The 26,974-nt window shown below is 73.4% G+C and carries 23 protein-coding genes; 11 read left to right on the forward strand and 12 right to left on the reverse strand.

The annotated features are described in order from the left end of the window. Nucleotides 1-67 precede the first annotated feature (67 nt). Nucleotides 68-2,131, reverse strand: coding sequence for a discoidin domain-containing protein (locus AC07DA_RS19650; protein ID WP_479129426.1), 2,064 nt, complete (start codon nt 2,129-2,131; stop codon nt 68-70). 412 nt (nt 2,132-2,543) lie between these two features. Here AC07DA_RS19650 and AC07DA_RS19655 point away from each other — a divergent pair, with 412 nt between their 5' ends. Both AC07DA_RS19655 and AC07DA_RS19660 read left to right on the forward strand, forming a co-directional pair. Beyond that, a complete protein-coding gene (locus tag AC07DA_RS19655) occupies nt 2,544-3,635 on the forward strand; it encodes an AI-2E family transporter (RefSeq protein WP_479129427.1) in 1,092 nt (363 codons plus the stop codon). A gap of 192 nt (nt 3,636-3,827) precedes the next feature. Further along, nucleotides 3,828-4,502, forward strand: a complete 675-nt coding sequence (locus tag AC07DA_RS19660) for a pyridoxamine 5'-phosphate oxidase family protein (RefSeq protein WP_479129428.1) — start codon at nt 3,828-3,830, stop codon at nt 4,500-4,502. Here the strand turns inward: AC07DA_RS19660 and tpg are convergent. The 3 genes from tpg to AC07DA_RS19675 form a co-directional block, all read right to left on the reverse strand. Further along, nucleotides 4,468-5,022 carry a telomere-protecting terminal protein Tpg gene (gene tpg, locus AC07DA_RS19665; protein WP_479129429.1) on the reverse strand — a complete coding sequence of 185 codons (555 nt, stop codon included), beginning with the start codon at nt 5,020-5,022 and terminating at the stop codon, nt 4,468-4,470. The genes AC07DA_RS19660 and tpg overlap by 35 nt on opposite strands. Nucleotides 5,023-5,034: 12 nt before the next feature. Continuing rightward, nucleotides 5,035-7,740: a telomere-associated protein Tap gene (gene tap, locus AC07DA_RS19670; RefSeq protein WP_479129430.1), complete on the reverse strand. Its 2,706-nt coding sequence runs from the start codon at nt 7,738-7,740 to the stop codon at nt 5,035-5,037. 105 nt (nt 7,741-7,845) lie between these two features. Continuing rightward, nucleotides 7,846-8,460 carry a DUF998 domain-containing protein gene (locus AC07DA_RS19675; protein WP_479129431.1) on the reverse strand — a complete coding sequence of 205 codons (615 nt, stop codon included), beginning with the start codon at nt 8,458-8,460 and terminating at the stop codon, nt 7,846-7,848. Nucleotides 8,461-8,593: 133 nt separating this feature from the next. Here AC07DA_RS19675 and AC07DA_RS19680 point away from each other — a divergent pair, with 133 nt between their 5' ends. The 6 genes from AC07DA_RS19680 (at nt 8,594) to AC07DA_RS19705 (ending at nt 13,610) form a co-directional block, all read left to right on the forward strand. Further along, nucleotides 8,594-9,592, forward strand: coding sequence for an inorganic phosphate transporter (locus tag AC07DA_RS19680; protein WP_479129432.1), 999 nt, complete (start codon nt 8,594-8,596; stop codon nt 9,590-9,592). 18 nt (nt 9,593-9,610) lie between these two features. Then, the gene (locus AC07DA_RS19685; protein ID WP_479129433.1) at nt 9,611-10,216 is read left to right on the forward strand and encodes a hypothetical protein; all 606 of its coding nucleotides are present in this window, start codon (nt 9,611-9,613) and stop codon (nt 10,214-10,216) included. 27 nt (nt 10,217-10,243) lie between these two features. Continuing rightward, nucleotides 10,244-11,023, forward strand: a complete 780-nt coding sequence (locus AC07DA_RS19690; RefSeq protein ID WP_479129434.1) for a DUF817 domain-containing protein — start codon at nt 10,244-10,246, stop codon at nt 11,021-11,023. Nucleotides 11,024-11,127: 104 nt separating this feature from the next. Further along, entirely contained in the window at nt 11,128-12,000 is an 873-nt protein-coding gene (locus tag AC07DA_RS19695; RefSeq protein ID WP_479129435.1) for a PP2C family protein-serine/threonine phosphatase, read from the forward strand. A 50-nt stretch (nt 12,001-12,050) separates the two neighbouring features. Then, entirely contained in the window at nt 12,051-13,061 is a 1,011-nt protein-coding gene (locus AC07DA_RS19700) for an MASE1 domain-containing protein (RefSeq protein WP_479129436.1), read from the forward strand. A 51-nt stretch (nt 13,062-13,112) separates the two neighbouring features. Continuing rightward, entirely contained in the window at nt 13,113-13,610 is a 498-nt protein-coding gene (locus AC07DA_RS19705; protein ID WP_479129437.1) for a molybdenum cofactor biosysynthesis protein, read from the forward strand. A 13-nt stretch (nt 13,611-13,623) separates the two neighbouring features. On the opposite strand, the gene AC07DA_RS19710 is transcribed toward AC07DA_RS19705, so the two are convergent. From AC07DA_RS19710 to AC07DA_RS19720, 3 genes are all read right to left on the reverse strand, one after another. Then, a complete protein-coding gene (locus AC07DA_RS19710; RefSeq protein WP_479129438.1) occupies nt 13,624-14,286 on the reverse strand; it encodes a YceI family protein in 663 nt (220 codons plus the stop codon). 170 nt (nt 14,287-14,456) lie between these two features. Further along, the gene (locus AC07DA_RS19715; RefSeq protein WP_479129439.1) at nt 14,457-15,284 is read right to left on the reverse strand and encodes a transferase; all 828 of its coding nucleotides are present in this window, start codon (nt 15,282-15,284) and stop codon (nt 14,457-14,459) included. After that, a complete protein-coding gene (locus AC07DA_RS19720) occupies nt 15,281-16,546 on the reverse strand; it encodes a glycosyltransferase (RefSeq protein WP_479129440.1) in 1,266 nt (421 codons plus the stop codon). Before AC07DA_RS19720 ends, AC07DA_RS19715 begins: the two co-directional genes overlap by 4 nt. Before the next feature lie 217 nt (nt 16,547-16,763). Between AC07DA_RS19720 and AC07DA_RS19725 the strand changes: the two genes are divergently transcribed. Further along, nucleotides 16,764-18,476, forward strand: a complete 1,713-nt coding sequence (locus AC07DA_RS19725; RefSeq protein WP_479129441.1) for a VanW family protein — start codon at nt 16,764-16,766, stop codon at nt 18,474-18,476. A 115-nt stretch (nt 18,477-18,591) separates the two neighbouring features. After that, on the forward strand, nt 18,592-19,983 hold the full coding sequence (locus tag AC07DA_RS19730) for a Tat pathway signal sequence domain protein (RefSeq protein WP_479129442.1): 1,392 nt from the start codon (nt 18,592-18,594) through the stop codon (nt 19,981-19,983). Nucleotides 19,984-20,028: 45 nt separating this feature from the next. Here the strand turns inward: AC07DA_RS19730 and AC07DA_RS19735 are convergent, their stop codons facing one another. From AC07DA_RS19735 to AC07DA_RS19750, 4 genes are all read right to left on the reverse strand, one after another. Continuing rightward, nucleotides 20,029-20,802, reverse strand: coding sequence for a carbonic anhydrase (locus AC07DA_RS19735; RefSeq protein ID WP_479129443.1), 774 nt, complete (start codon nt 20,800-20,802; stop codon nt 20,029-20,031). 175 nt (nt 20,803-20,977) lie between these two features. After that, the gene (katG, locus tag AC07DA_RS19740) at nt 20,978-23,203 is read right to left on the reverse strand and encodes a catalase/peroxidase HPI (protein ID WP_479129444.1); all 2,226 of its coding nucleotides are present in this window, start codon (nt 23,201-23,203) and stop codon (nt 20,978-20,980) included. A gap of 50 nt (nt 23,204-23,253) precedes the next feature. Further along, nucleotides 23,254-23,691: a Fur family transcriptional regulator gene (locus AC07DA_RS19745; RefSeq protein ID WP_311686234.1), complete on the reverse strand. Its 438-nt coding sequence runs from the start codon at nt 23,689-23,691 to the stop codon at nt 23,254-23,256. Nucleotides 23,692-23,859: 168 nt separating this feature from the next. Next, entirely contained in the window at nt 23,860-24,759 is a 900-nt protein-coding gene (locus AC07DA_RS19750; protein WP_479129445.1) for a hypothetical protein, read from the reverse strand. A 159-nt stretch (nt 24,760-24,918) separates the two neighbouring features. Here AC07DA_RS19750 and AC07DA_RS19755 point away from each other — a divergent pair, with 159 nt between their 5' ends. Further along, nucleotides 24,919-26,364, forward strand: coding sequence for a glyceraldehyde-3-phosphate dehydrogenase (locus tag AC07DA_RS19755; protein WP_479129446.1), 1,446 nt, complete (start codon nt 24,919-24,921; stop codon nt 26,362-26,364). Between the two features lie 65 nt (nt 26,365-26,429). Here AC07DA_RS19755 and AC07DA_RS19760 read toward each other — a convergent pair whose 3' ends face one another. Continuing rightward, a complete protein-coding gene (locus AC07DA_RS19760) occupies nt 26,430-26,732 on the reverse strand; it encodes a hypothetical protein (protein WP_479129447.1) in 303 nt (100 codons plus the stop codon). Nucleotides 26,733-26,974: the final 242 nt, after the last annotated feature.

The following is a 26,974-nucleotide window of genomic DNA, read 5'->3' on the forward strand; positions in this document are numbered from 1 at the left end:
AGCATTAAATGAACGACGCGTCCACTTCTTGCGGAGTGTTTTTCCAGAGCCCCGTGAGGCGTGGTCGTCAGTTGCCGTGGACACCGACCTCGTGGAGGGAGTAGCCCCAGCCCGTGCCGCGCGCGAGCCCCTGGATGCGGACGTACCGGGCCGGTGCGGCGGCGAAGCTCGCGGTGTCCAGCCCGCCGTCGCCGGCCGTCGTGGACCAGGCGGTGCGCCAGGTGGTGCCGTCGGTGGACAGCTCGACGCGGTACGCCTTCGCGTACGCGCGCTCCCAGTCGAGCGTGACCCTGCGGACGGTCCGCACGGAACCGAGGTCGAGCCGGTACCACTGGTCGTCGCTCCAGTGGCTCGCCCAGCGGGTGCGGCGGTCGCCGTCGACCGCCCGGTGCGGCTGGTGGCTCGTGAACAGGCTCCACTCGGAGGAGCTGGCCGAGACGGTGGAGCCGGTGGCGAGATCGGCGGCGGGCTCGTGGCTCTCGGAGGCGCCCCAGGTGTCGAGGTAGGACTCGGCGCCGCGCATCAGGTCGTCCACCACGTCCTGGCCGCCGACCCGGCGGATGTCCTCGATCCAGTCCGGGACCAGGCCGTAGTGGGCGGCTCCGTCGGTGTTCAGGTCCCAGGTGCGCTCGCCGGTGGTCTGCCGGTCGATGACGGACCCGCCGTCGGCGCTCTCGAAGGGGTAGACGACCTTGTCCGGGGCGTCGGCTCCGCGCGGGGCCGGCCAGCCGCCCACACCGTTCATGTCGGTGCCGTAGCCGTAACCCACGCCGTACTTGTCGCGCAGGGCCTCGGTGCGCCTGGCCTCCGCGACGAAGCCCTCGGAGCCGTGCATGTACTGGGCGATGAACCCGCCCAGTCCGTAGACGCGTTCGGTCCACTCCGCGTCCATCCAGCTGTGCGAGGAGAGGACGCCGGGGTAGGAGGCCGCCTCGAAGACGTCGAGCACCCGGCCGGTGGCCTTGACGCTCATGTGGTCGATCTCCAGCATCATCCCGCGCCGCATCATGCCGCGTACGGCGTACTCGCCGAGTTCGGTCAGACCGCGGACGTTGCACCGGGCGTCAGCGCCGTAGCCCGGCACCTCCACGCCGGCCGGGAGCCTCGCCTCGGCACCGGCCGCCGTCGCGTTGCCGATGGGGTTGTCGGCCTGGGGCCCGGCGCACTTCTCCGTCTTCCAGAAGGTGCCGGTCGACAGGAACTGGCCGACGTTGATGGCCGTTCCGAGGCTGCCGGAGTCGAAGCGGACCCCGCACAGCGCGTTGTCGAACTTGTGGCACAGGAACATGCTGCGCACACCGAGCGCGTACAGCTCGTCCAGTCCCTCGTCGATGTCGGCCCTGCTGCACTGCGCGACGTCGAGGATCTGCTTGCAGCCGAACGGCTCGGAGGTCTCGACGCCCAGCACGACCGCCAGCCTGCCCTGTTCGACGACCTTCCGCGCCTGGGCGCTGTCGGTGACGATCCGGAAGAAGCCCTTGCCGGGCCCGCCGTACAGCTTGTCGATGTAGGCCTGCATGTCGTACGTCAGCTTGGCCTGGAGCCGGATGGACGTCATCTCGTCGCAGCTACGGTCCTTGAAGAAGTACACCGAGCAGATCACCCCGTTGGTGACGAGGTCGTTGACGAGCACCCGTTGGCCGCCGCGCCAGGCCCGCTCCACCCAGGCGTAGTAGTTCTGCTGGTGGGTCAGCGAGTCGTGGGCCGGCCAGTCCTTGAAGGTGGGCCAGCCGACGGGGTCGTGCTTGCCGTCTCCCCCGCGAGTGATGAAGTCGAAGATCGCGAGGGAGCCGTCCGGGTAGTGCTCGGGGCAGTCCTTGAGCGCGTCGGCCACGCCCTGCTCGGAGAACGGCTTCCCGCAGATCAGGCGCCCGCCGAAGGCCTCGTTGGAGAAGATGTGGTCGTGCGCGTCGACGAAGCCGCGCACCTCGCCCCGGGCGTCGGTGCCGGTGAACGGCTCCCCCGTGACGTTGATCTGCGAGTCCGGCGCGGGCCGCGCGACGGGGTTCCACCAGTCGTTCCCGGCCGCCGTACTCGGCGTCGGGCCCAGTGCGACGGCCACCACGAGCAGCAGGAGCGACACGACGGTGAGGTTCCTGCGTGTGCGGTACGGGCGTTCGGCTCCGGTCACAACCCACGTCCCTCGGTCAGCGGGAGGGCGGGGTGCACGGCGGGGCACGACCCGGCGCGTTTGTCATGACCTCGCCCAAGATGCGACGAGAATCGCCCCTGCCGCCGCACGAGTCAATACGCCGGGGCCGACGACCTACTGACAGGTAATCACTCCTTCCGCACGGTGATCGCCCAGGCGGGGCCGGCACCGGTGGCCATGCGGTCGGCGTCCAGCGGCACGAGGCCGTCGCCGGGGCCCTGGCCGAAGACCCCGGGACGACCATCCGTAGCCGGTGATCGGCCGGCCCGGCCCGTCACCGAGGTGGACCGACGTGCCCGGTTGCCCGGGTGACGGGCGGTTGGCACCGGCCTTCGAGGGAATTGCGCGGCGGTGGCGCGGGGCGGGTCGCGTCCGGTGGTAGGGGGATGAGATGTCCTCGCCTCCCGAACCGCCCCTTCCGCCGCTCGCGCGTCTCGTCGGTGAGGACGCTCGTGTGCCCGCCCTGCTGCGCACCGCCGCCGCCTACGCGTGGCGGCTCATCGCGGTCGGAGTCGTCGTCCGGGTGGCCTTCTCGGTGCTCGGGCAGTTCCACCGGATCGCCGTCGCCGTCTTCCTCGGCCTGGTCGTCGCAGCCGTCCTGCGGCCCGTGGCCGGTGTGCTGGCCCGGTTCCTGCCCCGGCCGCTCGCCGTCACCGTCGCGCTCGTCGGCGGCATCACCCTCGTCCTCGGTGCCCTGGCCCTGGTGGGTGAGACGGTGGCACGCCAGCGCAGCGGACTGGCGCGGGAGTTCGCCGACGGGATCGACCGGATCGAACGCCGGCTGGAGGAGCCCCCGTTCCGGCTCCCCGCGGACGCCTTCGCCGATGTGCAGTCCCGGATCGGCGCCTTGCTGTCCGACCACCGCTCCACCCTCATCAGTACGGCGCTCAGCGGAGCGAGCCGCCTGGTGGAGGTGCTGACCGTCCTCGCCCTGGCCGTGTTCTGCGCGGTCTTCTTCACCCACTCCGGCGAGCGGCAGTGGCAGTGGCTGTGCGACCAGCTCCCCGTCGGCGCGCGGCAGCGTGTCACGGTGGCCGGCCGGGCCGCCTGGCGGACGTTCACCGGCTACACCCACGGCATTCTGCTGGTGGCCGGGACCAACGCCGTCCTGGTGGGCATCGCGCTGTTCGCCCTCGGTGTTCCGCTCGCGGTGCCGCTGGCGCTGCTGGAGTTCCTGGCCGCCTTCATCCCGCTCATCGGCTCGCCGATCGCCCTGGCGGTCGCGGCCGTGGTCGCCCTGGCCACGAAGGGCCCCCTGATCGCCCTGGTGGTCGTGGCGCTGATCGTGGTCATCGGGCAGATCGAGGGGCACGTACTGCATCCCCTGGTCATGAGCTGGGCCGTCCGGCTGCACCCGGTGGTGGTCGCCCTCGCGGTCGTCGGCGGGGCCGTCGCGGCGGGCGTGATCGGTGCCGTGGTGGCCGTACCGCTGGTGGCCGTGGTCTGGTCGGTGGGCCAGGCGCTGCGAGGGCGGAGCGCCTGACAAACCGGCCGGGTTCCCGGCCGACCCCGGTTGCCCGGCGCGGTGCCGGACGCCCTCCCGCCGTGGGTGCGGCTCGCGTGCCCCGGCCGCCGACACGGGCCCCGCCCGGCTGCTCTAGTCTCTTGTGCGCGGCCCGTGGCGTCTTTTCGGCCAGCCGGGTGCCCTTATGCGACATGCCCGTCAGGAGGACCGTTGTACGACGATGAGCGGGCCGACCGCCCCGGAAGCCACGGAGAACACCGGATCCAGCAGGAGCTGGGAACCACCGACCGCGCCGACCGGTTCTACGACGAACAGGTGCTGGACCGGCTCAATCCACGCATGCAGCAGTTCGTGGCCCGGCAGGAGATGTTCTTCCTCGCCACCGCGGACGGCGACGGGGAGTGCGACAACACCTTCCGGGCCGGACCGGCCGGGTTCCTGCACGTGCTCGACGACACCACCCTCGCCTACCCCGAGTACCGCGGGAACGGCGTCATGGCGTCGCTCGGCAACATCCGGGAGAACCCGCACGTCGGCCTCCTGATGATCGACTTCGCCGGGGACCGGATCGGCCTGCACGTCAACGGCCGGGCCGAACTCGTCCCCGACGACACCATGCGCCGCAGCCATCCGGGGCGCCTCGCCGTCGACCCCGTACCCGGGCGGCGCCCGCAGATCTGGGTCCGGGTCCAGGTCGAGGAGGCGTACGTCCACTGCTCGAAACACATACCCCGGCTGGTGCCGGCCCAGCGGCGGCGCAGCACCGGCGAGGAGCGCGCCTGGGGCACGGACGACGCCCGGCGCAAGGGCGGTGACTACTTCGGGACGGCGGCCGACGCCGGCCGGCGGCTCACAGGTCGAACTCCAGGTGCTCCACGTCCGTGAACTCCACCAGCAGGCCGTGGGCACGGCGGCCGCGGTCCCGGAAGTAGATCTCCTGCAGCCCCTGCGCCGCGATGTCCCGCAACTGCTGCTCGCTGCGGCCGGCGTCCCTGGCCTCGAAGAGCCGTGCCGCGTACTCCGGGGGCAGGGCCACCGTCAGGTGCCGCAGGCGTGCGTCGTCGGTCGTGCCCGGGGCGGCGGTGTAGCCGAACCGGGCGCGGGTGTCGAGGACGAGCCCGGCCTGCGTGACCGCCGTCCTCCTGGCCCTGGCCCGCACCCTCGGCTGCCAGCGCCGGACGACCTCGCGTTCCAGCCGCCGGGCCAGGTCCGGGCGGGGGTGCCGCAGCTGGTCCCTGACGTACCGCTCCACCGTGCGGCGGGAGACGCCGAGCAGCCGGGCGACCGGGCCCGTCCCCTTCAACTGCCTGACCAGAAACCGCATCCGCGCCCCCGCGCTGCGCGGGATCGGGCGGGTGAACGCCTTCTGCAGTGCGGCATCGAGGCCGTCCCCGACCCTGTCCATCGGCTGCACCGCCTACTCGTCGTCGCCGGCGGTGACGTCGCCGGTCTTGATGTAGCGGGCGAGGTTCAGGTCCCCGCCGTGCTTCTCGCGCATCTCCTCGGCCCACAGCGTGGTCTGGGTGCCCTCGTGCTTGACCATGCCGGGTGACACGCCCAGGCGGAAGGAGCCGGGGACGGTCTTGCCGTCGGCATCGTAGGGCAGGACGTGCAGCGGGGTCGGGCCGTCGGCGGCGTAGACCGCGCAGTCCGACAGGACCGCCGCCGGGTAACGGCCGGTCGCCGCGGCGAGGTGGAGCATCTTGCGGTGCATGTTGACGCGGGCCCGGGAGATGACGGCCGCGCGGATGTCGGGCCGCCACGTCGGACGGGCCAGGGCCGGCCAGGCCTGGCCGGGCTTCCAGCCGCCGCCACGCGCGCGCTCCCTGAGCTTGCCGATACCGCCCTTGACGGTGGACTTGACGGCGTCCAGGACCATCGCCATCTCGGGATCGCGCTGCCGGTGGCCCTCCATCGCCTCCAGGAACCGCTGCGGCGGCAGCTTCTCGGACACGCCCAGGTCGCCCATGGTGGTGACGTAGGCGTCGCGCAGCCGCTTGTACCAGCCGTCGAGGAACCTGCCCTTCTCCTCGCGGACCCAGGCCTCCCGCGGGGCCACGGCGTAGCCGAGCTCCACCGCGTAGGCCACCGTCGGCGTGGCGTACCAGGCGGGGCCGGTGGGGCGCTCGCCGCTGGGGGTGAAAGGGCTGGGCAGCAACTCGCCGCGCAGGCGCTGCCACCGGCCGCCGAGCCGGACCTGCGAGAGGTCGACGTGGGAGAGGTCGACCAGCCACGCGCCGGGCAGCGCCGGGTCGAACTCGGGGCCGGTGACGTGCACGGGCGGGGCCGCGAGGCCGACCACCGCGCCGTTGGCGGCGGCGCCGAAGGCGAGGTTGACGTCGATGCCGACCAGGTAGCGCCGCATGCACTCGTCGTCGGTCAGCTCCCGCGCCCAGTCGTACGCCTCCTCCAGCAGCATCTCCTGCGGGCCGCGCTGGTGGAAGCGGGGCAGGCCGGCCAGGAGCGGGTGCCCGTCGGGCGCCTCGCAGGGGGCGCAGTCGACGGGGTGTTCGCCCAGGGATCCGGGGCGGTGCTCACGGTGCCGTCGGCCCGACGCGTCCGGCTCGCTCGCCCGGGTGGGCGGGTTGAGGGCGGTCATGAGCTCCAGGCCGGTGACGGCCGTCGAGCCCCGCGGTGTCATCACCCGGGCCGCGTAGGTGCCCAGCACCCGGGCCAGTTCCGCCGGCCCCAGCCGTGCGGCCTCGCCCCAGGTGCGGGGGTCGAGGGCGTCCCACGAGGGGAGGCACAGTTGCACGCACTGCCGCTCGCTGCCGCGGGCCGGGCGGTAGATGCGCGCCCACGGGCCGAAACCGCGCCGGGTCAGCCGCCAGTCCGCCCTGTCGAGTTGGCCGAGGACCTTGTGGCCGTCCGGCAGCCGTCCCGCGAGCCGCTCGGCGTCCGACAGCCGCGGCGGGAGACCGTACCGCCGCGCGGCCGCCTCCGTGAGGACGAGCAGCGGGTCGGCGTCCTTGCCGCAGCCGTGCAGCCTCGGCGCCCCGAGGCCTGCTTCCTCCAGCGCCCAGGCGACGAGGGCGGGGAGCGACCTGGCGGGAACGTCCAGGACCAGACCGCCGACGCCGTAGCCGGTGACGCGGCCGTCGCCGTCCGCGTCGAGCACGAGCAACGGGCCGTTCTCGAACCGGCGGTCGGCGCCGGACGGCGCGGAGCTCGCCTCCCGTGCCGTGGCGGGGGCCCGACGCCGCGGCGCGGACGCCGGGCCACGGTCGGCCGCGCGCGAGGCGGGAACGGCCCGCCGGGCCCGGCTCGGCGCGACCGGTCCGCGCTCCACCGCGCCGGGCTCCACCGCGCCGGGCCCCCCGGCGGTGGACGCCGGCGCGCCCTTGGCGACGCCGGGCGCCGGGGCGGCGCTCACCGGGACCGCGGGATCCTCATCGACGGTCTCCGCGACGACGGGCTCCGGAACGCCGCGCGCCCCACCGGCCGGCTTCACGACCTCGGACGGAGGGCCGGGCTCATGGACGCCGGGCTCACCGACGGCGGACTTGCGGACGCAGGGCTCTCCGGTGACGGGCTCTCGCACCCCCTGCTCCGCGGCGTCGGGCGCCGTCCTGGACGGCTCCGCCGCGCCGGGGGACGCTGCCGCGTCCGCCGGAGCGCTGGACTCCGGCACGCCGCGCTCCCCGGCGACAGGCGCCGCCGCGGAAGTCCCGGGCGCGGTGAGGGTCGTGGCGGAGAGCGGCGGAACTCCGGGCTCCCGGGCCCCGGGCTCCCCGGCGACAGGCGCCGCCGCGGTGGGCCGCTTCGCCCCCGCCGGTGTCGCGGCCGGGGGTTCGGGGCTGGGCGCCGGGGCGGGCCCGGCCGTGAGGGCGGCGGAAGGCCTCGGCTCGGTGGTGGTGGCCGTCGCCGGCACCTCGCCGGGGTCGGCCGGGTAGAGGCGGGCGAGTTGCTGCAGCAATCGGGCGTAGGCGTCCCGCTCGGGGGGACGGGGCTCGGTCCGGCCGGCCTCCCAGCCGCTGAGCGTCGCCCGCCGCACCCGGAGTGCGGAGGCCACCTCGTCCAGCGTCAGACCGTGCGCCTGGCGCAGCCGTTTGCGCTCCGTCGGCGGCGGCAGCGGGGAGCGGGACGCGACCAGCGCGTCGACCGCGTCGAACAGCTCGGACATGCAACACCTCCAGGTCCGGCCACCGTACCGTCAAGCACACCTGTCCCGCTCGTATCGCGTACGCGCAGCGTGCCTGTGCCGCACTTTCCGCGTACGCGCGTCACCTCACCGGCGTACCAGCCGGGCGGGCCGGGAGTCACGGCCGACGGCGCGGAAACAGGAGAGGACGACGACGAAGGGCCAGACCGACTGCAGGGTGGTCACCGCGCGCTCGGCCACACCGGCCGCTCCGTGCAGGTGCAGTTCGCTCAGGAACCAGGCCGCGCCCAGCGCCATCACCCCGGTCGCCGCGAGGGACGGCAGCGGGCGCAGGCCCCAGGGCACGGCGTCGCCGGTGCGCGCGGCCAGGAGGGGCCAGGCCGCGAGGACGGTGAAACCCACGGCCGCGACCGAGCCGTGGCCGAGCGAGCCACCGCTGCTCGGTGCCGGGACGACGGCCACCGCCAGCGCCGACACTCCCCCGGCCGCGAGCGCCACCCGTCCGGGGGGCGCGGCCGGGCGCAGCCCCCAGGCGGTGAGCAGATGGCACAGGCCGAGGACGACGAACGCGGCTGTCATCACCCAGTGGCCGGAGGCTCCGGGCGCCGCCAGCACGCTGATCGTCTGGACGGCCGGATCGTACGGCGAGCCCTGGAGCGACGCCGCCACCAGCCAGCCCAGGACGAGGGCGACCGGAGCGCACCCTGACGACAGAAGCACCCATTTCGGCACAGATCGCACCCGGACACCGTAAGGGGGAGGCGCCGTGTTCCCGCGGGACGGGTACGCCTCGCGTGGCGTAGTCGAGGGGTCCGCTCCGCCCGTGGGGGCGCAGGATGGAGGCGTGCGGACGCACGGCGAAAGGTGATCGGTCATGGAGCTCACGCTGGTGGTGCTGATCATCGTCGTGGGACTGACGTTCGACTTCACCAACGGCTTCCACGACGCCGCGAACGCGATCGCCACCTCGATCTCCACCCGGGCCCTGACGCCGCGGGTGGCGCTGGCGATGGCCGCGGTGATGAACTTCCTCGGCGCCTTCCTGGGCACGGAGGTCGCCCAGACCGTGGGCAAGGGCATCATCGGCGCCCCGCAGGAGGACTCGGGCCTGCTGCTGGTCCTGTGCGCGCTGCTCGGCGCCATCGGGTGGAACGTCTTCACCTGGTGGCGGGGGCTGCCGACGTCCTCCTCGCACGCCCTGATCGGCGGGCTGGTCGGTGCCGCGCTCGCCGCCTCGGCGACGGTGCACTGGTCCGGCATCCTGGAGAAGGTCGTCCTCCCGATGCTGCTGTCCCCGCTGGTCGGCGTGGCCCTCGGCTACCTGCTGCACACCGCGGTCCTGTGGGCCTTCCGCCGCGCCTCCCCCCGGCGCACCATGCGGCGTTTCCGTATGGCGCAGACCGTGTCGGCCGCCGCGATGGGGCTGGGGCACGGGCTGCAGGACGCGCAGAAGACCATGGGCGTCATCGTGCTGGCCCTGGTCACGGCGGGCTGGCAGGACGACTTCTCCGTGCCGGTGTGGGTCATCGTCGCCGTGGCGCTCGTCATGGCCGCCGGTACGTACAGCGGAGGGCGGCGCATCATCACCACCCTGGGGCGGCGGATCGTGCACCTGGACCCGCCGCGCGGTTTCGCCGCGGAGACCGCGGCGGCGGCCGTTCTCTACACCACCGCGTTCCTGGTGAAGGCGCCGATCTCCACGACGCAGACGATCACCGCCGCCATTCTGGGTGCCGGTGCCACCCGGCGGGCCTCGGCCGTACGCTGGCAGGTGGCCCGTTCCATCGTCACCGCCTGGGTGCTCACGTTCCCCGGCGCCGGGATTCCCGCCGCCGCGCTCTATCTCTTCCTGCACGCCGTCACCGGTGTGTGAGGCCGGCCGGAGGCCGTCATGAGCCCTTCCTCCGTTCCCCCCTCGTCCGAGCCGTCGGGCGGCGCGGCGCCGGGCGGCCTCCCGGTGCCCGCTCGTTTCGCCCATCTGCATCCGGACGACGGCGCCTGCCTGATGGAGGCCGCCGCCCTGCTGGCCGGTGACCGGTTCACCGACAGTCCGGCCGGTACGCATCCGGTGCTCGCGGCTCTGGCCCGCGCGGTCAACGACAGCGTGGGCGAGACGGCCCGGTTCGCCCTGTGGCCGCTGGCCGCCGAGCTCGCCGACGCCCGTCCCGCGGGCCGGGCGCACGCACCGCTGCTCGTCGCCATGGCGGTGGAGGCGGCCCGGCGGGTCCGCCCGGCCTCCCGCTCCCTGGCGCGGCACGGCCGGGCGTGCCGCCGCAGGGCGGAGCGGGCCGGCCGCTGCCCGACGGCCGGTCCCGCGGGCCGCCTCCGCGATCTGCTGTGGTGGCGCGGTCCGGGGAGCCGGTGGCTCGAACACGCCGTGCGGGTGCTGAGCGCCGCGCCCGACGCCGATGAGCGGCTGTCCGCGCTGCTGCGGCAGGCGGTGGCCGCAGCCCGGGGCTCGACGGCCGCGACCGCGGAGGCCGGCTGCAACCGGTAGCGGACAGGGGCCGTCCTACAGGGCACCATGATCTTTCCCAGCGTCGGCGGCACCTGGGCCGCACCGGTTGTCCGCCACCTCCTCGACTTCGCGTGGACGCAGACACGCGCCTGCGCTTTCGCCATCGCCCTGCTGTCCGGCGTCGCCGTGTCCGCCCTGCTGCCCGACCTCCCGGTGGCGCGGTACGACCTGCTGGTCGTCTACGGGGTGCTGCTCACGCTGCTGTTCTGGCTGCGCGGCTGGGAGAACGGCCGGGACGTCGCCGTCATAGCGGTCTGTCACGTCATCGGGCTCGCGTTCGAGCTGGTGAAGGTGTCGCTGGGCTCCTGGAGCTATCCGGAACCCGCCGTGCTGAAGTTCGCCGGGGTGCCGCTGTACGGCGGATTCCTGTACGCGGCGGTCGGCAGCTACGTCTGCCGGGCCTGGCACCTGTTCGACCTGGAACTCGTGCGCTACCGCCCGCGTGCCACGGCGGTGGTGGCCGCGGCGATCTACGTCAACTTCTTCAGCCACCACTGGCTGCCCGACGCGCGCTGGGCGCTGGCCGCGCTGCTGGTGGCGGTGACCGCGGGGACGTCGGCACGGTTCACCGTGCGCGGTGTGCGCCGCCGGTTGCCGCTGGCCGTGTCGTTCGTGCTGATCGGGTTCTTCCTGTGGGTGGCGGAGAACCTCGCCACCCTGGTCGGCGCGTGGCGCTATCCGTACCAGCAGCACGGATGGGAACCGGTGGGCATCGACAAGTTCGGTGCGTGGGCCCTGCTGATCAGCGTGACCGTCGTGCTGGTCGCCGCCGTCCGCGAACCGTGAGTCGTCACCGGACCCTCGGCCCGATTATCATCCTATGAACGTCGATTGGGTGTTTTGTCTTCGAGGGTCGTCATCGAGCGTGGCCGCCCTCGCCGGAGTGATCCATGTCCCGCACCGGCACGACGGGCGACGGCGACGAGCTGCTGGCCCGGCTCGGGGCCCTGACCGCCCAGGCGCGTGCGCAGGCCGAGATGCAGCGGTCGCGTGTCGAACTGGCCCTCGCGCTGCAGCGCGGCATGCTCCCCCGCGACCTGCCCGTCGCACGCCGGCTGCACCTGGCCGTGCGGTACACCCCCGCGTGCCAGGGCCTGAACGTGGGGGGCGACTGGTACGACGCCTTCGCGCTGGGCGACGGCCGGATCGCTCTGTCGATCGGTGACGTGCAGGGGCACAACATCGAGGCCGCCGCCTTCATGGGGCAGGTGCGGGCCGGGCTGCGGGCGCTGGCCTCCGTCAGCAGCGAGCCGGGCGAGGTGCTGGCCCGCACCAACGATCTGCTGCTGGCACTCAACTCCGACCTGTTCGCCACCTGCACCTTCGTGCGGCTCGACCCGTGCGCCGGGGTGCTGGAGAGCGCGCGGGCGGGGCATCTGCCGTGCGTCTGGGCCACGGCCGACGGCACGTCCGGCGTCACCGAGGACGAGGGCGGTCCCCCGCTCGGGGTGCTGGCGGGCATGCCGTACCCGGTGACCCGCTACGAACTCACCACGGGCGGCGTGTTCGTCCTGCTGACGGACGGTGTCGTGGAGGGGCCGTCGATGCGGCTGGAGGAGGGCCTGGAGCAGGTGGCGCGGCTCGCGGGCATCGCGGCGGTGGCGGGCATGGACGCGGACGCGCTGGCCGCCGCCGTGATCAAGGGGGCGGGGCGGGTGGGGCACGACGACGACGCCGCCGTCCTGGTGGTCGGGCTCGACGCACCGGACGCTCCGCGCCGGTCCCCCGGGGCGGGCGAGCGGGAGCGGGCGCCTCAGCCATAGGGCCGCACGGCCCGGCTCCCGCCTCGCCGACCCGGTGACCCCGGTGTCTCATGGCTGCTGTGGTGGGTAGCCCGCATCCGCGCAAGCCGGTCGTCCTCGCTCTGCAGACGTCGGCCGTCGCCGCCTGCTACTACGTGTCGGGGCGGCTGGGGCTGCTGCGGGAGCTGGTCGTCGAGGGCGCGGTCGTCACCCCCGTCTGGCCTCCCACCGGGGTCTCGGTCGCCTGCCTGCTGCTGATCGGGCTGCGCTGCTGGCCGGGCATCGCCCTGGGCGCGCTGTTCGTCATCCTGTCCCTCACCTCCCCGTCGCCGTCGGCGCTGGGCGTCCTGGCCGGCAACACGGCGGCGCCGGTCGCCGGGTACCTGCTGCTGCGCCGGGCGGGCTTCCGCACCGATCTCGCCCGGCTGCGGGACGGTCTCGCCCTGGTGTTCCTGGGCGCCTTCACCGCGATGCTGATCAGCTCGACCGTGGGCGCGGGCCTGCTGCTGCTCACCGGCCGGCTGGAATGGGCGGGCTTCTGGGCGGTGTGGCTGGCCTGGTGGGTGGGCGACGCCATGGGCGTGCTGATCGTCACCCCGGTGGTGCTGCTGCTGGCCCGGATCCGCCTGCCGCTGCGTCCGACCCGCTGGAAGGAGGCCACGGGGCTGGCGGTCGTCGTCTGCTGCGTCGTGCCACCCGCCACGCACAGCCGGCTGAGTCTGCTGTACCTCGTCTACCCCCTGGTGATCTGGGCGGCGCTCCGTTTCCAGCTGGCGGGCGGCATGGCGTGCGCTCTGTTCGCGTCGGTCATGGCCACGGTGGCGGCGACCGACCGGGTGGGACCGTTCGACCGGCTCACCCGGGTGGAGGTGATGATGAAGCTGCAGGCCTTCAACGGGGCGATGGCCCTGACGGCCCTCATCCTGTCGGCCGTGATCACCGAGCAGATCAACACCCGGCGCTCGGTCGAGCAGGCCTGCCAGGAACTGGTGGAGGTCCTGGAACACCTGACCGCGGGTGAGACGGCGGACGGCCGGGCCCCCGCCGAGGAGGACGGGTCCGGGCGGCGCCAGGACGAATGAGCCGCCCGCACGGCGCGGGGGCCCGGCCCCCTCGGGCCGTAGGCTGGGCGCATGGGCGAGGTGGAGGTGCTGCAGTTGCTGGTGTCGCCCGCGCACCGGCTGGCCGGGCGGCCCGCGGACGGGCCCGCGCCCGGCCCGGACGACGAACGCGTCCGGCGGGTGGAGGTGCGCGACGGCCTCGGGCTGGTCGGTGACCGCTACTACGCGCGGCCCGCGCACCGGAACGCGGCGGTGACCCTGATGGCCGTGGAGCACCTCCCGGCCGGCGCCGACCTCCGGCACACCCGCCGCAACGTGCTGCTCCGGGGCGTCGACATCGACGCGTACCTCGGAGCGAGGGTCTCCCTCGACTGCGGCACCGGGCCGGTGCTGTTCGCGGTGAGGCGTCCGGCCCGGCCCTGCGCCTGGATGGACGTGACCATCGGCCCCGGCGCGCAGCGCGCCCTGCGCGGCCGGGCCGGGGTGCGGTGCACGCCCCTGAGCGACGGCGTGCTCACGGTGGGCCCTGCGGTGTTCCGGGTCGTGGCCGGGGCCGACGCCGCGTCCTGACGGCCCGCGGCGGTCAGCCGGCCCCGGGCGCGGTGCGGATGGCGGCGATGTCGAACTGCAGGCGCACCTTCTCGCTGACCATCGCGCCGCCCTCGGCCAGGCGGCTGTCGTAGGTCAGGCCCCAGTCCGAGCGGTTGATGGTCGTGGTGCCGTCGAACCCGACCCGCTCATAGCCGAACGGGTCGGTGACATGCCCGATGTAGGTCATCTCGAGCACCACGGGACGGGAAATCCCCTTGATGGTGAGCTCGCCCGACATGCGATAGAGATCGGCTCCCGCCTGTTCCACCCCGGTACTCGAAAAACGCATCCGCGGATAGGTCGCGACGTCCAGGAAGTCGCGCCCCACCAGGTGGGCGTCGCGCTGTTCCACTCCGGTGTCGACACTCGCGGTGAACAGGGTGATGTCGGCCCGCGACCGGGCCGGGTCGCGGCCGTCGAAGTAGAGCCGGCTCTCGTACTCCAGGAAACAACCGCGCACGGTGGTCACCATCGCGTGCCGGACGGAGAAGCCGATCCTGCTGTGAGCGGGGTCGACGACCCATTCACCGGTCAGGTTCGCCAGGCCCGGATCAGGCAGGACGGCGGTGGGGGAAGCCGGTGCGCCGAGGGGGTGCTGTGGGGGGACGGCAGGCGCCTGACGCCGGGACGGCACGACGCGGTTGAACAGGTTCATGATTCATCTAGGTACTTGAGTTTGGTTATCCCCGCAAGCCCCCTTCCGTTTTGCGGGTGTTGAGGACGACCCCGCGGCCGGTTCCGCCGCCATTGCCCACAGAATCCACACACGAGGGTCGCGGCGCACCACCGGAATATCCATCCGGAATCCCCGACTTTTCATGTCGGTCATTTCCCGGATTCGACCGGCGTCTCCTCGACCGCCAGGTCGTTGTCGACGGTGTAGTAGGGGCGCGCGAGGCGACCCTCCGCGGTGACCGCCGGGAAGACGTGGACGTGCTTGCGGTCCGCCACGTCGTCGAGCAGCCGGCCGATCCGGACCGGCGGCGCGTCGGCGGCCGGACGGACGAAGGCGTCCCAGAGACGGCCGGTGTGCGGGGCGGGATCCGGCAGACCGCCCGGGCCGACCGTGAAGGAGAAGCCGCGGCCGTCGCCGTCGACGCGGGGGCGCACCTCACGTACCGTGCCGGTGCCCCGCAGGCGCAGCCGCACGGTGGCGGTCTCGTGGAGGACGGCGCCGTGCAGACGGGCCCCGACCGTGATCGTTCCGTCGGCGACGTCGAGCGTGCGGAGCTCGGCGTGGGCGGTGCGCAGCCACGTCCGCAGGGCGAGGAAGCCGTCCTTGGTGACGTAGGGGACCCGGACGGCGACCGGCGAGGGGCGGTCGCGCCGGTGCCCGTCGACGAGCGCGCGCAGGTCCCGCAGGCCGGGGCGCAGCCGCTGCCGGTCGGCTCCGGGTTCCGGCACCAGGTACAGGTCCCAGCGGCCCTCCTGCAACGCCGGGTCCGGTTCCAGTACGGCGTGCGGACGGCCGTCGGCCTCGCCGGGCAGCAGGTCCAGGTGGATCAGGGTCTGCTCGGGGCTTCCCTTCTTGGGGCGCAGGCGCAGCAGCAGCCGGGGGCGGGCGGCCGGGAGGGCGGGGAGCCGGAAGGTGATCCTGCCGTCCGCGTCACTCGCGCAGTCGGTGCGCGGGGTGGTGTCCTGGTGGGTGCTCATCGTCGGCCCTTCCGTATCGCGCGCAGTGCGCCGGCGGCAGCGGCGTGGGCCGTGTCGCGGGCGGCGTGGACCCGGCCGGTCAGGAGGCTGCCGGTCCGGGAGGCCGCGGGAGCCGCCCGTCGGCCGGCGGTGCGCGCCGTGACCGCCTCGCCGAGGATGCGTTCGGCCTCGGCGACGACCGGCCCCGGGGCGAAGCGGTCCGCGTTGCGCCGGGCGGCGGCGCCCATGCGGCGGCGCAGTTCGTCGTCGCCCACGAGCTGCAGCAGGGCCGCGGCGAGGGCGTCCCGGTCCCCGACCGGCACCAGCCGGCCGTCGGTTCCGTCCTGGATGATCTCGCCGGGGCCGTAGGGGCAGTCGGTGCTGACCACGGGCAGTCCGCAGCGCATCGCCTCGACGATGGTCATGCCGAAGGGTTCGAAGTCCGACGTGGCGGCGCCGATCGAGGCCTTGACCCACTCGGCCTCCATGGGGGTGGCGGCCCCCATCAGGAACACGTTGTTCCACAGGCCGAGCCGCTCGACGAGCGCGCGCAGCGCGGGCTGCTCCTCGCCCTTGCCGTAGATGCGCAGCTGCCAGTCGGGGTGCGCGGCCGCGACCCGGGCGAAGGCCTCGATCAGCAGGTCGTAGCGTTTCACGCGGACCAGGCGCCCGGCGGCGACGACGACCTTCGCCGTGCCGTCGGCGGGAGGCAGCACCGGGTCGGGGACGCTGTTGGGGAGGGCCTCGACGTGGACGCCGGGCAGCCACATCGCGCGCCGGTAGGCGGCGGCGTCGGCCTCCGTGACGGTGGTGACCACGTCGAGGTCGCGGTACGCGCGGCGCAGGACGGTGCGCAGCCGCGCCGAGTGGTTGCCGAGGGTGAGGTGCTCCTGGCCGACGCGTACGACGTGCCGCGGGGCCTGGCGGGCGATGTGCACGTTGAGGCCCGGGCGGGTGCCGATGACGACGTCGGCGTCGAGGGCCGCCAGGTGCTCGCCGATGCGCTGGTCGGTCAGCTCGCTGTACTGGTGGTGGCGGTACTCCGCCGCCGGGAAGATCTTCGCCGGTCTGCGGTGCAGGGGGTGGTCCGCCTCCTTGCGCAGGTCCACCAGCGCCCGCAGCCGCACCCGCGGATCGGGGGTGAGGTTGGGGTGTTCGCGGTGGCGTAAGGCCGAGACGACCTCGACGTCGTGCCGTTCGGCGAGGGCTCCGGCCAGGTTGAACGTGGTGGTGATCGTGCCTCCGATCCCGTAGGCGTTGTGGATGAGGAAGGAGATCTTCATGGTGGCCTAGACGGCGCCGACGGCCGGACAGTTGTTCGCCGTTACCACTCTGTGGCCCGTGCCCCGGCCGGACCGGACCGGACGATCCCGGAATGATCTCGGACATAAGTGGTCTGGGCCATAGTGCTGGGCCGCGGGGGTGTGCGTAGCTGGATCTGTTTGCCCGCAGCAGCGTCGCGTCACGGGTGCACCGTCCTCGTCGATCTCCAGGAGAGCCATGCGCCCCCGAACCACCTCCGCACCGCGCCTCACGTCCCTGCCGCCCCTCGCCCTGGCGGGCGGCGCGCTGGCCGTGGGCGTGGGCGGCCTGTATCTCACCGGGCTGCTGCTGACGGGCGGGGAGATCGACGCCGGGACGACCGTGCGCGGGGTGGAGATCGGTGGCCTGAGCCGCGCGGAGGCCGTGCGGAAGCTGGAGCGTGAGCTGGAGCCGTCCGGGGCGCGGGCGCTGACGGTGCGGGTCGGCGACCGCACGGGCACCGTCGACCCGCGGCGCGCCGGGCTCTCCTACGACGCCGGGGCGACCGTCGACCGCGCCGCGCGCACCGGCGCCGATCCGCTCAGCGTGTTCGGCGGGCTGTTCCGCTCCGGCGGGGCGATCGAGCCGGTCGTACGTCTCGACGAGGACCGCGCCCGGGCCGCCCTCGGCCGGCTGGGCCTGGACCGGAAGGTCCGGGACGGTGCCGTCGCCTTCGACGGCGGGCGGGTCGAGCAGGTCGCGCCGCGCACCGGCCACGCGCTGGACGTGCCGGCCGCGGTCGGTCCCCTGCGCGCCGCGTTCCTGCGCAGCGACGCCGCGGCGGTGACGGCCCTGCCGGTGCGGGAGACCCGGCCGAAGGTGACGGCCGGGGAGGTGCGGCGCGCGGTGCGCGCGTTCGCTGAGCCCGCCGTCTCGGGACCCGTCACCCTCACTGCGGCCGGCCGGCGGATCACGCTCGGCCCCGAGGTCCTGGGCAGGCACCTGACCATGCGGCCGGACGACGGCGGCACCCTGATACCGCGGCTGGACGCCAAGGCCCTGCGGAACGACCCCGCGGTGGCCGGACCGCTGAACGCGGTCACCACCACCGCGCGGGACGCCGCGCTGCGGCCGGACGGCGACCGGGTCGCCGTCGCCGAGGACGCCGTGCCCGGCCGGGAGGTCACCGCCAAGGCCCTGGGCAAGGCGGTGCTGCCCCTGCTCACCGGGAGGGGCGACGCCCGCACCGGGGCGGTCGACGTGCGCACCATCCGGCCCGAGGTGACCCGCGAGAACGCCGGGGAGCTGGGACTGACGGAGACGATGTCCTCCTTCACGGTCCACTTCGAACCGGCCGAGTACCGCACGAAGAACATCGGCCGGGCGGTGGAGCTCATCGACGGCTCCCTCGTACGGCCGGAGGAGACGTGGAGCTTCAACCGGACCGTCGGTGAGCGCACCGAGGCGAACGGCTTCGTCGAGGGCATCATCATCCTCGACGACCAGTTCACGAAGGCGTCCGGCGGCGGGGTCTCCGCCGTGGCGACGACCGTGTACAACGCGTTGTTCTTCGCCGGGGTGAAGCCCGTGGAACACGGCGCCCACTCGTTCTACATCGAGCGCTACCCGGAGGGCCGCGAGGCGACGGTCGCCTGGGGCAGCCTGGACCTGCGGTTCACCAACGACTCCGGCAAGGCGATCTACATCCAGGCCGAGTCCACGGACACGTCCGTGACCGTCTCCTTCCTCGGCACCCGGAAGTACGACGAGGTCAAGGCGGTCAAGGGCCCGCGGACTGAGGTGAAGAAGCCGGCGAGTAAGGTGAGCGACGACAAGGAGTGCGTCCCCCAGACCCCGCTGGAAGGGTTCGACGTCACGGTGGAGCGGGTCTTCTACGACGACGGCCGGGAGGTGCGGCGCGAGCCGTACCGCACGCACTACGCACCACGCGACGAGATCGTCTGCGAGTGACCCACCCGCCGCACCGCCGGCGTCGCAACTCTCCTTTTCGCTCAGCCCGTTGACCCGCCCCTGGGGCGCCAGCACAATGAGCGCGCAAATTGAGAGCGCTCTCAAGGGGAGATCCATGACTGGCAGACAAGGCCCGGCGCTCAGCCGGCGTTCGCTCATCGGTGCCGGACTCGGGGCCGCCGCACTCGCCGCGACCGGCTCCGGGCAGGCCCTCGCGGCCGGCTCCACCGGCACCCGCCCGGCTCCCGCCCCGGCCCGCGGGCACGCCTTCCTCGCCGCCGCCATGGACGCCTACCCCGACCAGGGGGATTTCCGCCTGGCCCAGAGCTACACCGACCAGGCCGGCCTGTTCAGCACCGCGTTCACCTACGACAACGCCCTGGCCGTCCTGGCCCACCTCGCGACCCGGACCCGGGACGGCCTGACCAGGGCCACGGCCCTGGGCGACGCCCTGCTCTACGCCCAGCTGCACGACCCGGACCACGACGACGGCAGGCTCCGGCAGGCTTACAACGTCGGGCCGTACACCTTCTACGACGGCTCCCCGCAGCCCGACGGCTTCGTGCGCCCGGACGGCACCGTCAACGTCGGCACCCAGTTCGGTTTCACCGGCACGGCGGTGGGCGACATGGCCTGGGCGGGTATCGCGCTCAGCGCGCTGGCCCGGCGCACCGGGGCGCGCCGCTTCCTCACCGGTGCCGTGCGGATCGGCGAGTGGATCGAGCGGACCGGCCGGACCGGCGAACCGCTCGGCGGCTACAAGTTCGGCGTCGACGGGGCGAACCAGAGGCTGCCCTTCACCTCGACCGAGCACAACACCGACCTGATCTGCCTCTTCGGCCGGCTCGCCCGCCTCACCGGGGACCGGGTGTGGCGGGAACGGCGCGCGCGGGCCGAGGCGTTCGTACGGCGGATGTGGGAGCCGGACGGCGGTTTCTTCTACACCGGCACGAACGACGGTGTGACGGTGAACAGGACGCCGGTCCCGGAGGACACCCAGACCTGGACGCATCTCGCCTTCGGCCCCCGCACGCGCGGTTACGCCCGTTCGCTGGACTGGGCCGCGGCTGAACTGGCCGTCGTCGACCACTCGGGGCGCCCCAACAGCACGGTGCCGGACGGGCAGTCGTACGAGGGGGTCACCTTCAGTACGGCGAGCCTGGTGGCGAACGAGGACGCGCCGATCGCCCCGGGGCAGCCCCGGCCGGACCGCAACGGGGTGTGGTTCGAGGGGACGGCCCATCTCGCCCTCGCCCTGCGGGAGCGCGGCGCACGCGGTGACGAGGCCCGGGCCCGGCGTCTGCTTTCCTCGCTGGAGCGGGCCCAGGACCTGCTGGGCGCCGGTCAGACCGTCGGTGGCCGGGCGCTGCCCGAGCGGGCCGGCGTGGTGTCCGCGAGCAGCCCGCTGGACACCGGGTTCGGCTTCGGTTACTACCCGTACCGGCACACGGGGGCGACCGCCTGGTACCTGATGGCGGCGGTGCGGTACAACCCGCTGCAGGCCTGACGGAGCGGCCCGGTCCGCCGCCGGGTGCGGCGGACCGGCCGGGGGTCAGGCGAGGCGGTGGACCCTCTGGTCGGTCAGTTCGTAGCGGGCGCCGACGATCGCGAGCCGCCCGGCGCTGATCCTGGCGGCGAGGTCGGGCTCCGCCACCAGTGCGGAGCGGACGAGCCGGACGTTGGCGTCGACGGTCGCGTCGATGCGCGCCTCGCCCTCCTTGCCGTGGTCTATGGCGGGGCTGATCCGGTCGGCCAGGTACTGGATGTGCGCGGGCAGCCGCCCCCCGGACTCCTCGGCCTCCACCGCGGCCCGCACGGCGCCGCACGACTGGTGTCCCAGGACGACCACGAGCGGTATGCCGAGTTCCAGCACGCCGTAGGCCACGCTGCCGAGGACGGCCTCGTCCAAAACCTCGCCCGCGGTGCGGACGGTCATCAGATCGCCCAGGCCCTGGTCGAAGACCAGCTCCGGCGGCACGCGCGAGTCGATGCAGCCGAGGACGACCGCGAAGGGGTGCTGGGCCGTGGTCAGGGTCCGCCGCACGGCGGGCGTCTCGTGCGGGTGGCGTTCCCGGTAGGTGCGCCAGCGGCGGTTGCCCTCGGCCAGTTCCCGCCAGGCCTCGCCCGGGGTGCCGGGCCGCCGGGGTGTGCCGGGGGTGGGGGCGGCGGTGGCCGGGCGGGTGGCGGTGAGGCCGGCGCCGAGGGCGGCGGCACCGGTCAGCGCGGTGCGCAGGAGGGTCCGGCGGACGGGGCCGCCGGTGGCCGGCCGCGGAGCGGCGAAGGCGCGGGGTCCGGCGCCTCTGTGGGCGGTGGAATCGGTGTTCACGCCCGGAACGTATGCCCGGACCCGGGCGACGGCGCGTTCCTTGCCGTTTCATGGGGCGACTTGGGTGAGTGATGTTCTTGGCTTGAACGGGTTTTGACGATCCCTCGGACAACGCGGGACGCCCCGGGCCGGCCGGCCCGGGGCGTCCTGTCGTGCGGGATGATCAGGGCGGGGATCAGACCAGGTCGAACCGGTCCAGGTTCATGACCTTGACCCACGCCGCGACGAAGTCCTTGACGAACTTCTCCCTGGCGTCGTCGCTCGCGTAGACCTCGGCGAGCGCCCGCAGTTCGGAGTTCGAGCCGAAGACCAGGTCGGCGCGGGAGCCGGCCCACTTGACCTCGCCGGTGGCGGCGTCACGGCCCTCGAAGGTGGTCTGGTCCTCGGACGTCGCCTTCCACGTGATGCCCAGGTCGAGCAGGTTGACGAAGAAGTCGTTGGTCAGCGAGCCGGGCGTCCTGGTGAGCACGCCGAGCTGGGACTGCTGGTAGGTGGCGCCCAGCACCCGCAGACCGCCGACCAGGACGGTCATCTCGGGGGCGCTCAGCGTGAGCAGGTTCGCGCGGTCGAGCAGCAGGTACTCGGCCGGCAGGCGGTTGCCCTTGCCCAGGTAGTTGCGGAAGCCGTCGGCGGTCGGCTCCAGCGCCTCGAAGGACTCGGCGTCGGTGTGCTCCTCCGTCGCGTCCACCCGGCCCGCGGCGAAGGGGACCTCGACCTGGAAACCGGCTTCCTTGGCGGCCTTCTCGACGGCGGCGGACCCGCCGAGGACGATCAGGTCGGCCAGGGACACCTTCTTGGCACCGGCGCCGGAGTTGAACTCCTGCTGGATGCCCTCCAGGACGCGCAGGACCTGGGCCAGCTCGTCGGGCTCGTTGACCTCCCAGCCGCGCTGCGGCTCCAGGCGGATGCGGGCGCCGTTGGCGCCGCCGCGCTTGTCGCTGCCGCGGAAGGTGGAGGCCGAGGCCCACGCGGTGGACACCAGCTGCGAGACGCTGAGACCCGACTCCAGGAGCTTGGTCTTGAGGACCTTGATGTCCTCGGCGTCGATGAGCTCGCCCTCGGGCTCCGGCAGCGGGTCCTGCCAGATCAGGGTCTCCTCGGGGACCTCCGGGCCGAGGTACAGCGACTTCGGGCCCATGTCGCGGTGGGTGAGCTTGAACCAGGCGCGGGCGAAGGCGTCCGCGAACTGGTCGGGGTTCTCGTAGAACCGGCGGGAGATGGGCTCGTAGACCGGGTCGAAGCGCAGCGCCAGGTCGGTGGTGAGCATCTTCGGGCGGTGCTTCTTCGACGGGTCGTGCGCGTCCGGCACGATCTCCGGGGCGTCCTTGGCCACCCACTGGTGGGCACCGGCCGGGCTCTGCTCCAGCTCGTAGTCGAACTCGAAGAGGTTCTTGAAGAAGCCGTTGCTCCACTGGGTGGGCGTGGCGGTCCAGGTGACCTCCAGGCCGGAGGTGATGGCGTCGGCGCCCTTGCCCGTGCCGTAGGTGCTGCGCCAGCCCAGGCCCTGCTCCTCCATGGAGGCGGCCTCGGGGTCGGCTCCGACGTGGTCGGCCGGGCCGGCGCCGTGGGTCTTGCCGAAGGTGTGGCCGCCGGCGATCAGGGCGACGGTCTCCTCGTCGTTCATCGCCATGCGGCGGAACGTCTCACGGATGTCGCGGGCCGCGGCGAGCGGGTCCGGGTTGCCGTTCGGGCCCTCGGGGTTGACGTAGATGAGACCCATCTGGACCGCGCCGAGCGGGTTCTCCAGCTCGCGGTCGCCCGAGTAGCGCTTGTCGTCGAGCCAGGTGGTCTCGGGGCCCCAGTAGACGTCCTCCTCGGGCTCCCAGACGTCCTCGCGGCCGCCGGCGAAGCCGAAGGTCTGGAAGCCCATCTGCTCCAGGGCGACGTTGCCGGTGAGGATCATGAGGTCGGCCCAGGAGATGCTCTGGCCGTACTTCTTCTTGACCGGCCACAGCAGGCGGCGGGCCTTGTCGAGGTTGCCGTTGTCCGGCCAGCTGTTCAGCGGCGCGAAGCGCTGCTGGCCGGCCCCGGCGCCGCCGCGGCCGTCGCTGATGCGGTAGGTGCCCGCGCTGTGCCAGGCCATGCGGATCATCAGCGGGCCGTAGTTGCCGAAGTCGGCCGGCCACCAGTCCTGCGAGGTGGTGAGCACCTCGGCGATGTCGCGCTTGACGGCCGCGAGGTCGAGGTTCTTGAACGCCTCGGCGTAGTCGAAGTCCTCACCGAGGGGGTTGGCCACCTCGGGGTTCTTGGCGAGGATCTTCAGGTTGAGCCGCTCGGGCCACCACTGGCGGTTGCCGCCGCCCTGGGTCGGGTGCAGTGCCCGGTCGTGGGCCACCGGGCAGCCGCCTCCTGCCTCCTCCGACTTCGGGTCGGTGACGATCGCGTCGTGGTTCTCAGTCATGGAAATCCTTCCGGACGGGGTGGATCACGGTGCTCGGGTGGATCACGTGCTCAGGAACTGCTGGCGGTGGAACAGCCGGGGCACAGGCCCCAGTAGATGACCTCGGCCTCGTCGACGGCGAAGCCGCGGTCGTCGGAGGCGGTCAGGCAGGGGGCGTGGCCGACCGCGCAGTCGACGTCGGCGACGGCTCCGCACGACCGGCACACGAGGTGGTGGTGGTTGTCACCCACCCGTCCCTCGTAGAGGGCCGGGCTGCCGGGTGGTTCGAGGCGGCGTATGAGTCCCGCCGCGGTGAGCGCGTGGAGCCCCTCGTAGACGGCCTGGACGGAGATGTGGCCGACGCGGCCGCGCACCTCGGAGGCGATCGCCTCGGCGCCCAGGTGGTCACCGTCCCGCACGGTCTCGAGCAGCGCGACGCGGGCTGCCGTCACCCGCAGGCCGGCACCGCGCAGTTCCTCGGCGGTGGTCGGGGTCCGGGATGCGGTCATGCCCACAACCTAGCCACACAAACACGAACGGTTCAAGAAAACGAACGGTTCAATTTTGGTGTCGCGGGTGTGAGCACAGGGGTACCGCTCCAGCACCGGTACGTGACCCTCGTCACGTCCTCATGACGCGTCCGGACGCCCCGGAGCCGCAGCGGCGCGGCGGCGCCGTCAGGATTCCGGCGAGGCCAGGCGTTCGAGCCGGGCCGCGGCCGTCGCGACCCGGCGGCTCGCCTCGCGGACGCGGCGGTCGGCCGCCCGTGCCTGGTCCCGGGCGGCGCGGTCGGCGAAGCGGGCCTGCTGGTGTTCGCCCCTGGCGCGTTCCAGTTCCTCGGCGAGTTCGCGGACGCGCCGCTGGAGGTGTTCCACCCGCTGCTTCGCCTCCTCCGCCGCCCGGCCGGCGTCCGCCGCCTCGTCCCGCAGCGCGCGCAGCTCGCGGTCGGCGGTCTCGGCTTCCCGCCGGGCCTCGGCCAGGCGTCTCAGGCGTCGCTCCTCCGCCTTCGGGTCCCTGGCCGGCTCGCCCTCGTCGGACTTCTTCCCGCCGGACTTCCCCGCGGGTGTGCCCCGGTCCGCGCGGGAGCGGGCGCCCTCGGTGACGGCCGGGAAGCCGACGGCCGCGCTGAGCGGCTTGGTGAGCCGGCCGGTCGCCCAGGCCTCGGCGGCTTCGGGGTCGGCGAGCACGGCGTGCAGGGTGTTCTCGACCTCGCGCTGCACGCTCTCGCCGACCGGGTGCCCCGCCTGCGCGGCGAGCTGCCTGGCCTGCAGGGACAGGGCGCGGATCAGCGTGTGCTGCCGGCGGCTCAGCTCCCGCAGCTGCGCGCCGTCCAGGTCCCGGTGAGCCCGGCGCAGCCCCTCGCCCAGCCGGAGCAGGGGCTCCACCTCCCCCGGGCGGCTGCGGACGAGGAGGTTGCTGACCCAGGCCGCGAGGCTCGGCTTGCGCAATGCGCCGATCCGCGAGGCCAGTTCCCGGTCGCCCGCGGTGCGGGCGGCGGCCACCGCCGAGGCCCGGGCGGAGGTGAACTCCTCCGGCCGCAGGGCGTACAGCTCGTCGGCCACGGCATCCAGGTCCATGCGCGCCCCTTTCGCGCGGGGGTTCCGGGTCGATCGTCTCAGGCCGGGCCGCCCGGGGCGCGCGGAAAGCCGCACCCGGGGCCCCGGAGGCACCCCCTTCCCTGCTCGGAACATCGACGGTTTAACATATGAGCGCCGCCTAGCTCGAAAGATGGACTCGTGACTGTCAACGACGACTCGTTCACCAACTGGAAGAACCGCGAGGAGATCGCGGAGTCGATGATCCCGATCATCGGGAAGCTGCACCGGGAGCGGGACGTGACGGTCCTGCTGCACAGCCGCTCCCTGGTGAACAAGTCGGTGGTCAGCATCCTCAAGACCCACCGGTTCGCCCGGCAGATCGCCGGCGCGGAGCTCTCCGTCACCGAGACGCTGCCCTTCCTCATGACCCTCGCCGAGCTCGACCTCGGCCCGTCGCAGATCGACATCGGCATGCTCGCCGCGACGTACCGCGAGGACGACCGCGGACTGTCGGTCGCGGAGTTCACCGCCGAGGCCGTCGCGGGTGCCACCGGCGCCAACAAGATCGAGCGCCGTGAGGGCCGCGACGTCGTGCTGTACGGCTTCGGCCGCATCGGCCGACTCGTCGCCCGGCTGCTGATCGAGAAGGCCGGCTCGGGCAACGGACTGCGTCTGCGGGCCATCGTCGTGCGCGGCGGTGGGGAGCAGGACATCGTCAAGCGGGCCTCGCTGCTGCGCCGGGACTCCATCCACGGCCAGTTCCAGGGCACGATCACCGTGGACGAGGCGACGAGCACCATCGTCGCCAACGGCAACGCCATCAAGGTGATCTACGCGAACGACCCGTCCGAGGTCGATTACACGGCGTACGGCATCAAGGACGCCATCCTCGTCGACAACACCGGCAAGTGGCGCGACCGCGAGGGCCTTTCGCAGCACCTGCGCCCGGGCATCGACAAGGTCGTGCTGACCGCGCCCGGCAAGGGCGACGTCCCGAACATCGTCCACGGCGTCAACCACGACACCATCAAGCCGGACGAGCAGATCCTGTCCTGCGCGTCCTGCACCACGAACGCGATCGTGCCGCCGCTGAAGGCGATGGACGACGAGTTCGGCGTCCAGCGCGGCCACGTGGAGACCGTCCACTCGTTCACCAACGACCAGAACCTGCTGGACAACTACCACAAGTCCGAGCGCCGCGGCCGGTCCGCGCCGCTCAACATGGTCATCACCGAGACGGGCGCCGCCTCCGCCGTCGCCAAGGCGCTGCCCGAGCTCAAGGCGAAGATCACCGGCAGCTCGATCCGGGTGCCGGTGCCGGACGTGTCCATCGCGATCCTCAACCTGCAGCTCGCCCGCGAGACCACCCGCCAGGAGGTCCTCGACTACCTGCGCGAGGTGTCGCTGACCTCGCCGCTGAAGCGCCAGATCGACTTCATCAGCGCGCCCGACGCGGTCTCCAGCGACTTCATCGGCTCGCGCCACGCGTCCATCGTCGACGCCGGCGCCACCAAGGTCGAGGGCGACAACGCGATCCTCTACCTCTGGTACGACAACGAGTTCGGCTACTCGTGCCAGGTGATCCGGGTCGTGCAGCACGTGTCGGGTGTGGAGTACCCGACGTTCCCCGCTCCCGCGGTCTGAGCGCGGAGAGCACCGGGCAAGGCGCGGGGCGTGCGGGCCCCGCGCCTTCCCGTGTCACGAGCGGGTCAGCTCGGTCCGGCACTCCGCGTGCGCGTTCCGTCCTCGCCGCGCGCCTGGACGCTCCGGGCCCCGGCCGCGTCCTCGCGGACCGCGACGGCCGCGTCCGAGGACGCGGCCGTCGCCTTGGCCCGCAACTCGATCTCCCCGGGGGTGACGTAGCCGCCCGGGCGGGCCGTCAGCACCACGCGCACCGCGTCCACCGGCCCGGCCGCGCGCACCGGGACGTCGGCCACGGGCGTGCCCTCGGCGCCGACGGTCACCGGGCCGCCGGCGCCGGCCCACGCGCAGTCGGCCCCGCGCACCTGCACCGCGAGCGACTCCGCGAGACCGGCGCTGGCCGCCGCGATGTTGTACCGCGCGATGTTGGCTCGAGGGGTCCGGTCCGGGCACAGCGGCGGGGGGGGGGGGGGGGGGGGGGGGGGGGGGGGGCGCGGCGCCCCCCCCCCCCCCCCCCCCCCGGGGCCGTACAGCTGTGGCTGCGTACATCCTCCGACGCGTCATGGGCGCGGTGCTGTTGCTGCTGGTGGTCAGCGCAGTCACCTTCGCCATC

It is taken from the genome of Streptomyces sp. NPDC044921 (assembly GCF_056432865.1).